Raw genomic sequence first — 14,183 nt, 5'->3', positions numbered from 1 at the left:
AAAACAGGTCGCTACGGCATTGTCTGGCCATGGCACAACATCGCACCCTCGCTCATCCCTTTCAGTTTTCGCTTCGCTGGCTCACCCCGCTTCTGCCGGGCATTCTCATCTGCGCGGCGGTCAGCTGCGCCGCCATTCTGGCGGAGCGCTTTCAGGTGCGGCTTGCAGGCCATGCATGGCTCGGCGATCTGGTGCTCGCCATTCTGATCGGCACGCTGCTGCGTTCGCTGGTGTCTCTGCCCGCGGTTGCCTCGGCCGGCATCAAATTCAGCGCCAAGACGCTGCTTGAAATCGCGGTGGCGCTTCTCGGCGCATCCTTGAGCCTCTCCATCCTCAAAGGTGCCGGCGGTTTGCTGATCGGCGGCATTGCGCTGATCGTGGCGCTGTCGCTGATCGTCAGCTATGCCGCCGGGCGGATGCTCGGTCTGCCGCCCAAGCTTGCGACGCTGATCGCCTGCGGCAACTCCATCTGCGGCAATTCCGCGATTGCCGCCGCCGCACCCGCCATCGGCGCCAAGCCGGAAGATGTCGCCGCCTCGATTGCCTTCACGGCCGTTCTCGGCGTCGCCGCCGTGCTGCTGATGCCGTTCCTGCCGCAGCTTCTGGGTCTCGACGCCACCCAATATGGCATCTTTGCCGGCCTGACGGTCTATGCCGTGCCGCAGGTTCTGGCCGCTACAGCCCCGCTCGGCGCAATCGCCGTGCAGACCGGCACCATCGTCAAGCTCATCCGCGTGCTGATGCTGGGGCCTGTGATCGCCGCCCTCTCCGTCATCCATGGCCAGTCCGGCACGGAACGCCTGAGATTGCAGCAGATGGTTCCGTGGTTCATCATCGCCTTCGTGCTGATGATCATGGCCCGGTCCTTCGGCCTCATTCCCGAGGCTCTGATCGGCCCTGTCGCCTCGCTCTCCAACATCCTCACCATCATGTCGATGGCGGCGCTGGGCCTTTCGGTCGATATTCGCAGCCTTCGCCATGCCGGCGGCAAGGTCATCGTCGCCGCCAGCCTGTCGCTGGTGCTGCTGGGCGTTCTGAGCTTCGGCCTGATCGTGCTGACCCAGGCGGCCTAAGCAAAAGGCGGGCTGTTATTTCCCGGTGCTGACCGTCAGCGTGTAATGTGCGCCGAGACCGCGGCGCGGCGATCCCAGGATGAGCGTCGGGCGAATCAGCCACTCCGTATCCGCCTTCGGCGTCAGGGTTGCGACCTTGCCTTCGGAATCGCTGAAGAAGATCGCGTCCTCATCCGGCGTTGAAAAATCGAAGACCGCCATCAGCACGAATTCGCTGGAGGCGGCAAGCTCGATCTTTACCGTCTGCCCGGCCTTCACCTTCAGGCGATAGACATCGCCGCGCCCGCGCCGCGTCCAGCCGTCAAGCTTCAGCGGCCCGGCCGGCGGCAGCGCCACCTGCTTCAGCCTTTCGCCGTCATCGAGCCAGATACCGTCGACATTGCGGCCCTCCGCGAAGGAGAGATGCGGCACGGCGGCCACAGTCATGGTGAGAGCCAGAAGAAGGGAGGTTATCTTCATGGACGTACAAACTCCCGCCGCATGGCCTCTATCGGCTGGCGGCAATGACAGCCTTCGATATGGTCGTTGACCATACCCATGGCCTGCATGAATGCATAGACGGTCGTCGGGCCGACGAAACTCCAGCCCCGCTTCTTCAAGTCCTTCGAAAGACGGATGGAGGCGGCGCTGGTGGGGTTGGCCCTTAACGTCGCATAGTCCAGCCTTTGCGGCCTTTCTGCGGCGGCCGGTTCGAAACCCCAGAAATAACGGGCGAGCGAACCGAATTCATCGCGCAACTCCATGGCGCGGCGGGCATTGTTGATGGTCGAAACGATCTTGCCGCGATGGCGGATGATGCCCTTGTCGGCAAGGCAACGCCCGATATCGGCCTCTCCGAATTCCGCCACTTTTTCGAATTCGAAATTGGCGAAAGCGAGACGGAACGCCTCGCGCTTGCGCAGAACCGTCAGCCAGGAAAGGCCGGACTGGAAACCTTCCAGACAGATTTTCTCGAAAAGGCGGCGATCGTCGGTGACGGGATAACCCCATTCCTCGTCGTGATAACGGCTGTAATCCGCAAGCCCCTGCTGCCAGAAACACCGCACAAGGCCATCCGCGCCTGTTTCAAGTCCGGCTTCATTCATTTCGCAACCACCCTTTTCCGCTCCCGCCCGTGACCGGTTCAGACTGCGCACTTACCACTCATTCACCACGTTTCAAAACCGGGTGCTAACCTTAAATCCAGCTTTCCCTAATCAAGCGCTTTTTAATGAACAGCCATTTACGATTCGCTGGCGTCGAGGTGCGAACGTGTCCGGCAAAGCGGGCGAACAGTCCCGCAAATCCATAGTTGCGACATCCCGCAGAGAGAGTCCACCCGATGACGATGAAGTCCGTTTTTCTGGCGCTGAGCCTCGTTTCCACCTTTGCCGCCCCGGCCGCCATGGCCAATGAGCGTTATCGCGAGCGCCCGCCCGTCGTCGTCAGCCCGGATCTTTCCGCGCCCTGGGTCACCCAGCTCGGCGGTCGCGGCAATGTGCGGCCCGTGGTTTATCCGCGCGCGCCTGCCGCACGCCAGCCGTTCTTCCAGCAGCGCCAGGCCGCCATGCCGCAGCGCCCCAGCTCCGGCTTCACATCGCAGCGCCCGGCACGGGTGCAGAATGCCGCCGTACGCCCCAACGCGCCGGTGCGCACCCAGATCGCGCCGCAATTCCTGCCGCAGATCGTCACCTACCCGACCAATGAAAAACCCGGCACCATAGTCATCGATACGCCGAACCGTTTCCTCTATCTCGTGCTCGCCGATGGCAAGGCCCGGCGGTACGGCGTCGGCGTCGGCAAGCCCGGTTTCGAATGGGCCGGCACCCACAAGGTAACCCGCAAGGCGGAATGGCCGAGCTGGACCCCGCCGAAGGAAATGATCAGCCGCGAGGCGAGGAAGGGACACTATCTGCCGGCCTTCATGGAAGGCGGCCCGGCCAACCCGATGGGCGCGCGCGCCATGTATCTCGGCTCCACGCTTTATCGCATCCACGGCACCAACCAGCCGTGGACGATCGGCAGCAACAATTCCTCCGGCTGCATCCGCATGCGCAACGAGGATGTCACCGATCTTTACGAGCGCGTCAACGTCGGAACCAAGGTCATAGTGATATGATGGCAACGGTTCAGCCATTCCGGCCGCTTCAGGGCCGGTGTGGCGGCGTATCCGCTTGAATTGCCGCCTTGCGGCGGTACAATCCGGCTCACTTCATTGGAATGAAACTTGGCGGGGGACGCCAGGAGCCGGACCTCTCTCAGGGGATGATGGAACGGTCTTAAAACGGGTGGTCAATCGGCCGCCCGTTTTTCGTTTCTGTCATTCAAATGTTATCAAAAAACGGTTTGGTGAATTACTGATATCAATCTGGATTCACTTCATGCCGCGCCATAGTTTATTTGTTTGCGCCCTGCTGTTCAGCGGCGTTTCCTTCTCTGCCGCAATCGCGGGCGAATTTGAAATTTCCGGTTATGGCGGCTGGCAAAGCGCGCCGCACAGCGATGTGAAGGTCTCCGACGGGCCGGATTTCCGGGCCGGATGGGAAGGCAAGTCGTTTTCCAATCCGCCCTATTGGGGCGTGCGCGGCACCTACTGGTTCGATGAGGGCCAGCTGCGGAATTTCGGTATTTCGCTCGATTTCACCCATGACAAGGTCTATGCCGACGACCAGACGCTTGCCCGCTCCGGCTGGTCGCATTTCGAATTCACCGACGGCCTGAACCTACTGACGCTGAACGCGCTCTACCGCTTTCCGCTGGAATCGCTGCCCATCACCCCTTACGTTGGCGCCGGCGTCGGCATCAACGTGCCGCATGTGGAAGTGTACCGTCCCTCGGGCAAGACCTTCGAATATCAGTTCGGCGGCGCAACCCTGCAGGCGCAGGCCGGCCTCAGCTACCGCATCACCGACAACTGGTCGACCTTCGTGGAATATAAGGGCACCTATTCTTTCGTCGACGTCGATATCGACAATGGCGGCTCGTTGAAAACCGATATCATCACCAATGCGGTGAATTTCGGCGTGGCGTATAAGTTCTAAGAGATATGGCGCAAAGCGTGCCGCGTGGACGACGCTCTCTTTCTTCGTCATTCCGGCCATGAGCCGGAATCCAGTCAGCCCAAGTCATTGGGCTGGAAAGACTCTTCTCGTCGCGCCGACGCGCGCCGGCTGGATGCCGGGTCAAGCCCGGCATGACGGATGCCGAAAGTGCGTGCGCGAAAGCTGCCTCGGGTACTGCGCAGTCGAAAGTACCACGGGACGTTTCTAAACCAAAAGCCTCGCCGGTTTCGGCCCGCCATAGGCCCAGTCCAACAGCTCCACCGTGTGCAGGATAGGCATATCCGTGCCGGTTCCGATCTGCGTGATGCAGCCGATATTGCCGGTGGCGATGACATCCGCCCGGGTGGCCTCGATGTTCTTCACCTTGCGCGCCTTGAGTTTGGCGGAAATCTCCGGCTGCAGGATGTTGTAGGTTCCGGCGGAGCCGCAGCAGAGATGCCCTTCCGCCGGATCGCGCACAGTAAAACCCGCCGCCTTCAGGAGTTGTTTCGGCGCAAGCGTGATCTTCTGGCCATGCTGCATGGAGCAGGCCGAATGATAGGCGACCGTGAGACCCTGGCTTTGCCCTTGCGGCAGATCGAGAGTGGCGAGATACTCGGTGATGTCCTTCGCCAAAGCCGAGACCCGCGCGGCTTTTTCGGCGTAAGCCGGATCGAGCCGCAGCATATGGCCGTAATCCTTGATGGTGGTGCCGCAGCCGGAAGCGGTGATGATGATGGCATCGAGACCGCCACTCTCCATCTCGCGCGTCCAGACATCGACATTGCGCCTTGCCGAGGCGAGCGCCTCTTCCTCGCGGCCCATATGATGCACCAGCGAACCGCAACAGCCCTCCCCCTTCGGCACCACGACCTCGATGCTGAGCCGCGCAAGCAGGCGCAACGTCGCCTCGTTGATACCGGGATCGAGCACCGGCTGGGCGCAGCCGGTGAGGATCGCAACGCGCCCACGCTTTTCGCCTTCGGCCGGCCGCTCTCCCGGACGGGTTGATGCGGAGGCCGCAGGCACGGCGGCGGGGGCGAGAGCGAGCATGGATTGCAGCGGCTTCAGCGCCGGAACTTTGGCAAGCAGACCCGAGAAAGGCCGCGCCAGCCGGGCCAGATGCAGCGCCAGCCGGAAACGGGCGGGATGGGGCAGGACGGCAACCAGAAGATTGCGGATCAGCCGATCCATGAAGGGGCGCTTGTATGTCTGTTCGATATGGGCGCGGGCATGATCGACCAGATGCATGTAATCCACGCCGGAGGGACAGGTGGTGGTGCAGGCAAGGCAGGAAAGACAGCGGTCGATATGGGTGACGACCTCGCGGTCCGCCGGGCGGCTGTTTTCCAGCATATCCTTGATAAGGTAGATGCGGCCCCGCGGGCTGTCCAGCTCGTTGCCGAGCGTGACATAGGTGGGACAGGTGGCGGTGCAGAAGCCGCAATGCACACATTTGCGCAGGATTTTTTCGGATTCCGCCACATGCGGATCGGCCAGCTGTTCGGGCGTGAAGGATGTTTGCATGGTTCAGACGGCCCCTTCCATCGTTACGGCCATCTTGCCGGGATTGAAGATGCCCGCCGGATCGAGCTTCTCCCTGATACGCGCAGAAAGCAGCGCTTCCGCCGCCGGGCGCGGCTCGAAGGCAGCGACCGTGGCGCGCACCGCATCGCTCGCTCTCACCAAAGTTGCGTGGCCGCCGCCAAGCGCCCGGATCGCGCCGCGCAGCAAATCCGCCTCGGGGTCCGCCTCCATCTGCATCCAAATGAGGCCGCCCTGCCAGTCGTAAAAGGCGTCGATGCCCGCTTCCATGCGCAGCGCCGCGACAAGCTGATGACCAACCGAAGGCGCGACCGATACTTTCCACAAGGGCTTCGCCGCCTGTCCGGCATAGGGCGCGACATCGCGCACCTGACGCCACAAAAGCCTGCTCTCCTCACCCTCCAGCAGCGCCCACGGCCCGACCCGGTCCATGACGGAAAGGAGTTTGGCCGTGCGCGCCTCCACCGAGGCGGAAAGCCCTTCCAGCCGCAGGATGGTCGCCGGGCCGTCCGGCAATCCGCCATCGATGAAACGGGAACGAACGCTTTCCGGCAGATGCGCCGCGCCGGAAACCTCGACACTCATCGCCATCGCCGCCGCCATGATGCGCGTCGCCGCTTCATCGTCGAGACCGGAAACGACCACGGTTTTTTCCGCCGACGGTTTCGGCAGCACGCGGAAGGTGACTTCGGTGAGGAAACCGAGCGTGCCGAAAGACCCGGCCAGGAACTTCGACAGATCGAGCCCGGTGACATTCTTCATCACCCGGCCGCCGGCCTTGATGACCTCACCGCTGCCATTGACGAAACGGATGCCGAGCAGGCTGTCGCGGGCCGCACCGGCCACATAACGGCGGGGGCCGGAAACATTGGCGGCGAAGACGCCGCCGATGGTCGGTTCACCTTCGGTGCCCATGATCGGGCGGTGATCCATCGGCTCGAAGGCCATCATCTGGCGGTTTTCTGCAAGGGCGGCTTTGACGGTTGCGAGCGGGGTTCCGGCCTTGACGGTCATGACCATTTCGGCGGGCAGGTAGGAGACGATGCCGTTCATCGCGCGGGAAGAGAGTGCTTCATCTGCTACGACAGCATTGCCGAAACCGGAGCGGGTGTTGCCGCCGATGATTTTCAGCGCGGCTTTTCGGGTTGCGTGGTCGCGGATGATGTCGGCGACCTGGATTTCTGCGTAGGGGGTCAGCATGGGGTGGCGGGCTCCGGGCATGGGATAGCGACGTTTGTGTGGGAAACACTGCGCTCGGAGCAAGAGACACCCCCCTCTGCCCTGCCGGGCATCTCCCCCTCAAGGGGGGAGATCGACAAGCGGATGGCACCCTGCCAATGAAACGAGCGAGGGCGGCATATCGATCTCCCCCCTTGAGGGGGAGATGCCCGGCAGGGCAGAGGGGGGTAAGCCACACCCACCATCGTCACAAAACTCACACCCATCATCCCCTCCCCTCCAGCGGAAACACCTTGGAAGGGTTCATCAGCCAGCCCTCATCGAAAGCCGCACGCACCGCCATCTGCTGGGCAAGATCGGCCTCGCCATACTGGTGGCCCATCAAATCCCGTTTTTCGATGCCCACACCATGTTCGCCGGTCAGACAGCCGCCGGCATCGACGCAGAGCTTCAATATTTCATTGCCGGCCTCTTCGGCGCGGGCCGCATCTTCCGGATCGTTGGCGTTGAACAGGATGAGCGGGTGCATGTTGCCATCGCCGGCATGGAAGACATTGGCGACGCGCAGGCCGAGGCGGTCGGTGATTTCGCTCGTCTTTTTCAGCACGTAGGAAAGCTGGGAGAGCGGCACGGTGCCATCCATGCAGATGTAATCCGCGATGCGGCCGGTTGCGCCGAAGGCGGATTTGCGGCCTTTCCAGATCGCCGCCGCCTCCATGGCCGACTGACATTCCTTCACCGTCTTCACGCCATGTTTTCGGGCAATCGCCACGATGTCAGCCAGCATTGCGTCCATTTCCGCCTCGGAGCCTTCGACCTCGACAATCAGCAGCGCGCCGACATCCAGCGGATAGCCCGCTTTGGCGAAGGCCTCGCAAATTTCGATGGCCGGCTTGTCCATGAATTCGATGGCGACCGGGATGATGCCCGCGCCGATAATATCGGCCACGCAGGAGCCGGCGTCCTCCGACGTCTCGAAGCCGAACAGCACCGGTCGCGCGCCTTCCGGTCTGGCGATCAGCCGCACCGTCGCTTCCGTCACGATACCGAGCTGGCCTTCCGAGCCGCAGACGAGGGCGAGCAGATCGTAGCCGGCGGCATCGAGGTGCTTGCCGCCCAGTTCCAGCACTGTGCCATCGACAAGCACCATTTTCACACCGAGCAGATTATTGGTGGTAACGCCGTATTTCAGGCAATGTGCGCCGCCGGAATTCATGCCGATATTGCCGCCGATGGTGCAGGCAAGCTGCGAGCTGGGGTCCGGCGCATAAAAGAAACCTTCAGCAGCTGCCGCATCGGAAATGGAAAGATTGGTGACGCCCGCCTGCACCCGCGCCGTACGATTATAAAAATCCAGTTCGAGGATCGAGGCCATCTTCGAAAGGCCGATCACCACCGCATCTTCCTGCGGAATGGCGCCGCCGGAGAGCGAGGTGCCAGCCCCGCGCGGCACGACCGGAATGCCGTAACGGTGGCAATATTTCATCACCGCCGCCACCTCTTCCGTCGTTTTCGGCAACGCCACGGCCAGCGGCAGGCGGCGATAGGAAACGAAGGCGTCGGTCTCGAAAGGCACAAGTTCGCGCGGCTCGTGCACAAGACAGTCCGCGGCCAGAATATCCTTGAGGTCCGCTATGATGCGGTCGCGGCCTGCGACGACTTTCGCGCGCGACTCCAGAAACTTGATCGGCTGCGTCACCGCCCCTCCTCCATGCCATTTCGCCAACTGGTATTCTTTCTTTACCACTTTGAAACGGCGCAATCAAATGTTATGGATTTTTTCCTTTCTGGAAACAATTGAGGGCAACTATGACGAATCTGGGCGATCTGGAAGTCTTCGCAAGCGTTGCCGCCTCCGGCAGCATGTCGCTGGCCGCAAGGGAGCTTGGTTATTCGCCCGCCGTCATTTCCAAACGCATCAAGCGGCTGGAAGAAAAACTCGGCGCGCGGCTTTTCCAGCGCACCACACGGCAAATCTCGCTGACCGAAGCGGGACAGGGCTTTTACGAGCGGGTGCTTGCCGTGCTGGAAGGGCTGGAGGAGGCCGAGGATTTCGTGTCCGGCCGCGCCAATACGGTCAACGGCACGCTGAAGGTTTCCGCGCCGACATCCTTCGGGCGCATGCATATCGCGCCGCATCTGAAAGGTTTCATGGAGCGGCATCCTGATCTTTCGGTCAATCTGGTGCTGAGCGACGAATTCATCGACATCATCGAGGGTGGTTACGATCTGGCCATCCGTATCGCCGATCTGAATTCCTCCAGCCTCGTGGCCCGCAGGCTCGCGCCAGTGCGCCGCGTGCTTTGCGCTTCGGCGGAATACGTTGCGGCCCATGGTATGCCGGCGACAATCGAGGATCTGAAAAAGCACCGCTGCCTGCCGGCTCATAATAACGATGTCTGGCGGCTGGAAGGACCGGGCGGCGCGATGAGCATTCGCCCGGAGGGGATGCTCATCACCAATTCCAGCGAGGTGATCCGCGAGGCGGTAATATCGGGGCTCGGCGTTGCGCTGCGCTCTACCTGGGATATCGGCCATGAATTGCGCAGCGGCAAGCTGGTGCAGGTTCTGCCGGGTTATGAGGGATCGCGAAACGTCACGCTCTCGGCGGTTTATCCGAGCCGGCAGTTCCTGCCTGCAAAAGTGCGGCTGTTTATCGATTATCTGGCCGGGCTTTATGGGCCTTCACCCTATTGGGAGCAGGGTTGAGGGAGATGGGATTACCCCTCAGTGCCCGCCCTCGGCATGGGAGCGGCGGATGCGGCGCACCACCCACCAGACGCCGAGGACCGCGAAGGGAACGGAGATGCCGGTGACGACGGCGGGGTCGAGCGGCAGCACATAATGGCTGATCGCCTTGGTGAGATAACCGATGAGGCCCACAACATAATAGGAAATGGCGGCGACCGAGAGGCCTTCGACCGTCTGCTGCAGGCGAAGCTGCATGGCGGCGCGCTTGTTCATGGTGTTGAGCAACACCGTATTCTGCCGCTCCAGTTCCACATCGATCCAGCTTCGGACGAGCGCCGTGGCGCGATAGAGCTTGCGCGACAGGTTGGCCTGCCGCTCCTCCACCGACTGGCAGGTGCGCATGGCGGGCGCCATGCGCCGTTCCAGAAAACTGCCCATGGTCTCGTGGCCCTGCACCGGGGTTTCCGCAAGCGCCCGGATACGTTCGCGCACGATGCCGTCATAGGCGCGGCTGGCGCCGAAACGATAGAGGCTGAGCGCGGCATTGGCTTCCAGTTCGGCCGCAAGGCGGGTCATTTCCGCCAGCAGCGCATCGGCCTCGTCGCGCGCGCCGTTTTTCATGCGCTGGGTGATACCCGTCAGGCCATCTTCGATACGGCGGATTTCCGGCGAGAGCGTCTGCGCCATCGGCAGGCCGAGCATGGCAAGGGTGCGATAGGTCTCGATATCCAACAGCCGCTGCACCAGCGCGCCGCGGCTGTAATCGCTCAAGCCCCGGTCGATCACCAATATCTGTGTCAACCCGTCGCGATCCTGCCGGAAATCGGTGAGGATCGCCGCCTGACCGTCGCGCACGTCGCTGTGACAGAGGCTGGTCGGCTCGAAGATCGTCTCCGCCTGAGACGCCACGCCATTTTCCGGGCGGATTTCCAGCCGCACGCCCGAGATCAGCGAGCCGGGCGGCGAAAAGCCGTCGCCGAAGGGATCGCCGGCAATCTCGCCGCCGAATTTTTCCGGCGCGGGGCCATCCCAGAACCAGGTCGAAAATTCGGTATGCCGCTCCCAGCGCAAGGTCCCCTGCCCCCAGGGCATGGCATGGTGGCGGGCATCGCGCTCCGGTGGCGCGACACCGCGGCTGCGCGACATTTCCGCGATGACCGAGTGATGCACGGCCGAACCACCATCCATCATGAAGGCAAGCTGGACGATGATGCGCGAGGGTGCGAGAAGCACCGTCGGTCGCGCATGAACCTCCCCGAGCGCCAGCGATCTTTCCGGCGCGCTTGCGAAAGCAAATCTACCCTTGGCCATTGCGATATCGTCCCCGCCTGTTGCGCCGGTTTTATTAGAGCATTGATCGCGATGAAAACACCGCAATCGAAGCCGTTGTCATTGTTTTGATCCACCTGGCGGAAAAATCCGCTATCCTGTCCTGCCGCTGCATTAACAAAAGCCAATTCGAAAAGGCAGATGCCGTGTTGCCGCAGGCATGGCACGGACGAGGCGTGTAACTGGATAGAATATTTGACCAGTACGATGCTTCGCTGATAATTTGCCCCCATCGAAATACGGGGCGGGATTTCGCCGGAGACTTCTGCGATGGACGAAACGCTTTTTGCGCGCATCGAGCACAGCCGCACATCGCAGGAGGTGATCTTACGTTTCGAGGAACTGATCCTCGACGGCATATTGCGCGATGGCGACAGGCTGCCCGGCGAGCGCGAACTGGCGCAACGCCTCGATGTCTCGCGGCCGATCCTGCGGGAAGCGCTGAAGGAGCTTGAGACCCGTGGCCTCCTTACCAGCCGGCATGGCGGCGGCACCTATGTTGCCGATATTGTCGGCCCGGTCTTTTCAGACCCCTTGAGCGCGCTGATTACCCGCCACAGCCGGGCGACGCGCGATTTCCTCGAATATCGCCGCTATATCGAAGGCATGACCGCCGAACTTGCCGCACAGCGCGCGACCGAGCCGGACAGGCGCAACCTCGCCGCCATCGTGGACAGAATGCGGGAAGCGCATGAGGCGGGCCGTTTCGAAGAAGAGCTTGCGGGCGATGTGGAATTTCACAACGCCATCGGCGAAGCGGCGCATAATATCGTGCTGATGCATACGTTACGCTCCTGCTACCGGCTTCTAAGCGACGACATCTTCTACAATCGCCATCTCATCTTCACCGTCGCCGGCGCCCATGACGAGGTGCTGAGGCAACATATCGCCATCCACGATGCGATTGCCGCCGGCGATGCGGCTGCGGCAAGAGCGGCGGCGGAGGCCCATATCGACTTCATCGTGGAGACGACATCCAAGGCACATCAGGCGCGGGAATGGGACCGGATTTCGCGCCTGAGGCAACAGCAGCGCAGCCCCTGAAAACGCCATCCGGCGAAATGCGGCACCCGGTTTTTTCAGATTTTGATGGAACCTTTTGTGCTCTTTGGTCTTTTTATCGGGTTAATTGGAAAAATTTACCAAGATGGGACCCATGACGACCACGAGCGAAACTGAACGCTATCCGCGGATAGCTCTCATATCGACGCATGGCTATGTCGCCGCGCACCCGCCGCTGGGCGCTGCGGACACCGGTGGACAGGTGGTTTATGTGCTTGAGCTTGCACGCAAACTCGGCCAGCTCGGTTATACTGTCGATCTTTACACCCGCCGCTTCGAAGACCAGCCGGAATTCGATGAGGTCGATGAGCGCGTCCGCGTGGTGCGCATTCCCTGCGGCGGGCGCGATTTCATTCCCAAGGAATATCTGCACCGTCACCTGATGGAATGGTGCGAAAATGCGCTGCGCTTCATCAAGAAAAACGACCTGAATTATTCGTTCATCAACAGCCATTATTGGGATGCGGGCGTCGCCGGCCAGCGGCTTTCCGAAGCGCTGAAAATCCCACATTTGCACACGCCGCATTCGCTCGGCATCTGGAAAAAGCGCCAGATGGAAACCGACTATCCGGAAAAGGCCGATACGTTCGAACTGGAATTCAACTTCAGGGAACGTATCCAGCACGAGCTGATCATCTATCGCAGCTGCGATATGGTGATTGCCACGACGCCGGTGCAGCTCGACGTTCTGATCGAGGATTACGGTCTGAAGCGCAAGCACATCCACATGATCCCGCCGGGTTATGACGACAACCGTTTCTTCCCTGTTTCCGATGCGACGCGGCAGATGATCCGGCAGCGTTTCGGTTTCGAGGGCAAGACGGTGCTGGCGCTCGGACGCCTTGCGACCAACAAAGGTTATGACCTGCTGATCGACGGTTTTTCCGTGCTTGCCGAACGCGAACCGGAAGCCCGGCTGCATCTGGCGGTCGGCGGCGAGAATATGGACGAGCAGGAAACCACGATCCTCAACCAGTTGAAGGAGCGGGTGAAAGCGCTCGGCCTAGAGGATAAGGTGGCTTTTTCCGGTTATGTCGCGGATGAAGACCTGCCGGACATCTATCGCGCGGCCGATCTCTTCGTGCTTTCCAGCCGTTACGAGCCCTTCGGCATGACCGCTATCGAAGCGATGGCGAGCGGCACACCAACCGTCGTTACCATTCATGGCGGGTTGTTCCGGGCCGTCAGTTATGGCCGCCATGCGCTGTTTGCCGATCCTTTCGACAAGGAAGACCTCGGCATCACCATGATGAAGCCGTTCAAGCATGAGCGACTTTACGGGCGGCTTTCCCGCATGGGGGCGCACAAGGCGCGCAGCCTGTTCACATGGACCGGCATTGCCCAGCAGCTTCTCGCCCTTGTGGAAGGCAGAACCATGATGCCGGTTCTGGAAGAAGCCGATTGGGCCGAACCATGGAACGACGGCGATTGAGACCGCTTCGCCTTTTTTCCACCGATCTCGACGGAACCGTCGTCGGCGATAACGACGCCACGCGCCGGTTCCGCGATTTCTGGCATTCGTTGCCGGAGGGTCAACGTCCCCTTCTGGTTTTCAATAGTGGCAGGCTGATCGACGACCAGCTTGCGCTCATCGAAGAGGTGCCGCTGCCGCAGCCCGACTACATCATCGGCGGGGTCGGCACCATGCTGCACGCGAAAGAGCGAGGCGAGTTGGCAGACGCCTATACACAGTCTCTCGGCACCGGTTTCGACCCCCAGAAGATTGCCGAGGTCATGGCCGGAATTCCCGGTGTGACGATGCAGGAAGAGCGTTACCAGCACGGCCTGAAATCGAGCTGGTTCCTGCATGACGCCGATGACGCCGCGCTCGAAGAGATTGAGGCCGCACTTGTGGCGGCCGATATCGATGCCCGTATCGTCTATTCCAGCGACCGCGACCTCGACGTCTTGCCGAAAGCCGCCGATAAGGGTGCCGCGCTGACATGGCTATGTGGACAACTACAGATCGGCCTCGACGAATCAGTGGTTGCAGGCGATACTGGCAATGATAGGGCGATGTTTGAGCTAAAGAATATTCGCGGCGTGATCGTGGGCAATGCCCTGCCGGAGCTCGTCTCGCTGACATATCATGATACGCGCTTCTTTCACTCGGCTGCGAAGGAGGCGGACGGTGTGGTCGAAGGCCTCCGGCACTGGGGATTAACCCCGGACTAAAAACAGCCCCGGCTACAATTCATAGCGGCTTTGCAATCCGTATGCTTGAAGGCGGGCGGAGAGGGTATTACCGCATCGGCTGTCCGGCCGGGGAACCACCCGGTCGCAG

General features: G+C 61.4%; 13 protein-coding genes. 7 read left to right on the top strand and 6 right to left on the bottom strand.

What is annotated here, in order from left to right:
• The first annotated feature begins 29 nt into the window (after nt 1–29).
• The gene (locus PIB16_RS02765; protein ID WP_121490279.1) at nt 30–1,073 is read left to right on the top strand and encodes a YeiH family protein; all 1,044 of its coding nucleotides are present in this window, start codon (nt 30–32) and stop codon (nt 1,071–1,073) included.
• A 15-nt stretch (nt 1,074–1,088) separates the two neighbouring features.
• Here the strand turns inward: PIB16_RS02765 and PIB16_RS02760 are convergent, their stop codons facing one another.
• Together PIB16_RS02760 and PIB16_RS02755 are read right to left on the bottom strand one after the other, a co-directional pair.
• Entirely contained in the window at nt 1,089–1,532 is a 444-nt protein-coding gene (locus PIB16_RS02760) for a hypothetical protein (RefSeq protein ID WP_271044935.1), read from the bottom strand.
• The gene (locus PIB16_RS02755; RefSeq protein ID WP_271044934.1) at nt 1,529–2,158 is read right to left on the bottom strand and encodes a DNA-3-methyladenine glycosylase I; all 630 of its coding nucleotides are present in this window, start codon (nt 2,156–2,158) and stop codon (nt 1,529–1,531) included. Before PIB16_RS02755 ends, PIB16_RS02760 begins: the two co-directional genes overlap by 4 nt.
• Before the next feature lie 236 nt (nt 2,159–2,394).
• On the opposite strand from PIB16_RS02755, the gene PIB16_RS02750 reads away from it, so the two are divergent.
• Both PIB16_RS02750 and PIB16_RS02745 read left to right on the top strand, forming a co-directional pair.
• The gene (locus PIB16_RS02750) at nt 2,395–3,171 is read left to right on the top strand and encodes a L,D-transpeptidase (protein WP_271044933.1); all 777 of its coding nucleotides are present in this window, start codon (nt 2,395–2,397) and stop codon (nt 3,169–3,171) included.
• 262 nt (nt 3,172–3,433) lie between these two features.
• Entirely contained in the window at nt 3,434–4,093 is a 660-nt protein-coding gene (locus PIB16_RS02745; RefSeq protein ID WP_080852615.1) for an outer membrane beta-barrel protein, read from the top strand.
• Nucleotides 4,094–4,318: 225 nt separating this feature from the next.
• Here the strand turns inward: PIB16_RS02745 and glcF are convergent, their stop codons facing one another.
• The 3 genes from glcF to PIB16_RS02730 form a co-directional block, all read right to left on the bottom strand.
• Nucleotides 4,319–5,620, bottom strand: a complete 1,302-nt coding sequence (glcF, locus tag PIB16_RS02740; RefSeq protein WP_271044932.1) for a glycolate oxidase subunit GlcF — start codon at nt 5,618–5,620, stop codon at nt 4,319–4,321.
• A gap of 3 nt (nt 5,621–5,623) precedes the next feature.
• The gene (locus PIB16_RS02735; RefSeq protein WP_271044931.1) at nt 5,624–6,838 is read right to left on the bottom strand and encodes an FAD-binding protein; all 1,215 of its coding nucleotides are present in this window, start codon (nt 6,836–6,838) and stop codon (nt 5,624–5,626) included.
• A gap of 244 nt (nt 6,839–7,082) precedes the next feature.
• Nucleotides 7,083–8,516, bottom strand: coding sequence for an FAD-binding oxidoreductase (locus tag PIB16_RS02730; protein WP_271044930.1), 1,434 nt, complete (start codon nt 8,514–8,516; stop codon nt 7,083–7,085).
• A gap of 110 nt (nt 8,517–8,626) precedes the next feature.
• Between PIB16_RS02730 and PIB16_RS02725 the strand changes: the two genes are divergently transcribed.
• The gene (locus tag PIB16_RS02725) at nt 8,627–9,526 is read left to right on the top strand and encodes a LysR family transcriptional regulator (RefSeq protein WP_271044929.1); all 900 of its coding nucleotides are present in this window, start codon (nt 8,627–8,629) and stop codon (nt 9,524–9,526) included.
• 18 nt (nt 9,527–9,544) lie between these two features.
• On the opposite strand, the gene PIB16_RS02720 is transcribed toward PIB16_RS02725, so the two are convergent.
• Nucleotides 9,545–10,819, bottom strand: coding sequence for a DUF3422 family protein (locus PIB16_RS02720; protein WP_065654387.1), 1,275 nt, complete (start codon nt 10,817–10,819; stop codon nt 9,545–9,547).
• 288 nt (nt 10,820–11,107) lie between these two features.
• Between PIB16_RS02720 and PIB16_RS02715 the strand changes: the two genes are divergently transcribed.
• The 3 genes from PIB16_RS02715 to PIB16_RS02705 all read left to right on the top strand — a co-directional run bounded on the left by PIB16_RS02715 (nt 11,108) and on the right by PIB16_RS02705 (nt 14,074).
• Complete coding sequence (locus PIB16_RS02715; protein ID WP_065654388.1) at nt 11,108–11,881, top strand: FadR/GntR family transcriptional regulator; 774 nt, start codon at nt 11,108–11,110, stop codon at nt 11,879–11,881.
• Nucleotides 11,882–11,984: 103 nt separating this feature from the next.
• Complete coding sequence (locus PIB16_RS02710) at nt 11,985–13,331, top strand: glycosyltransferase family 4 protein (RefSeq protein WP_161987672.1); 1,347 nt, start codon at nt 11,985–11,987, stop codon at nt 13,329–13,331.
• Entirely contained in the window at nt 13,328–14,074 is a 747-nt protein-coding gene (locus tag PIB16_RS02705) for an HAD family hydrolase (RefSeq protein WP_271044928.1), read from the top strand. The genes PIB16_RS02710 and PIB16_RS02705 overlap by 4 nt, the downstream gene beginning before the upstream one ends.
• Nucleotides 14,075–14,183 lie beyond the last annotated feature (109 nt).

This window comes from Agrobacterium sp. ST15.13.015 (assembly GCF_027871645.1).
GTDB lineage: Bacteria > Pseudomonadota > Alphaproteobacteria > Rhizobiales > Rhizobiaceae > Agrobacterium > Agrobacterium leguminum.
Note: the sequence above shows the minus strand (reverse complement) of the source record. Positions and strands in the feature narration are given on the sequence as shown.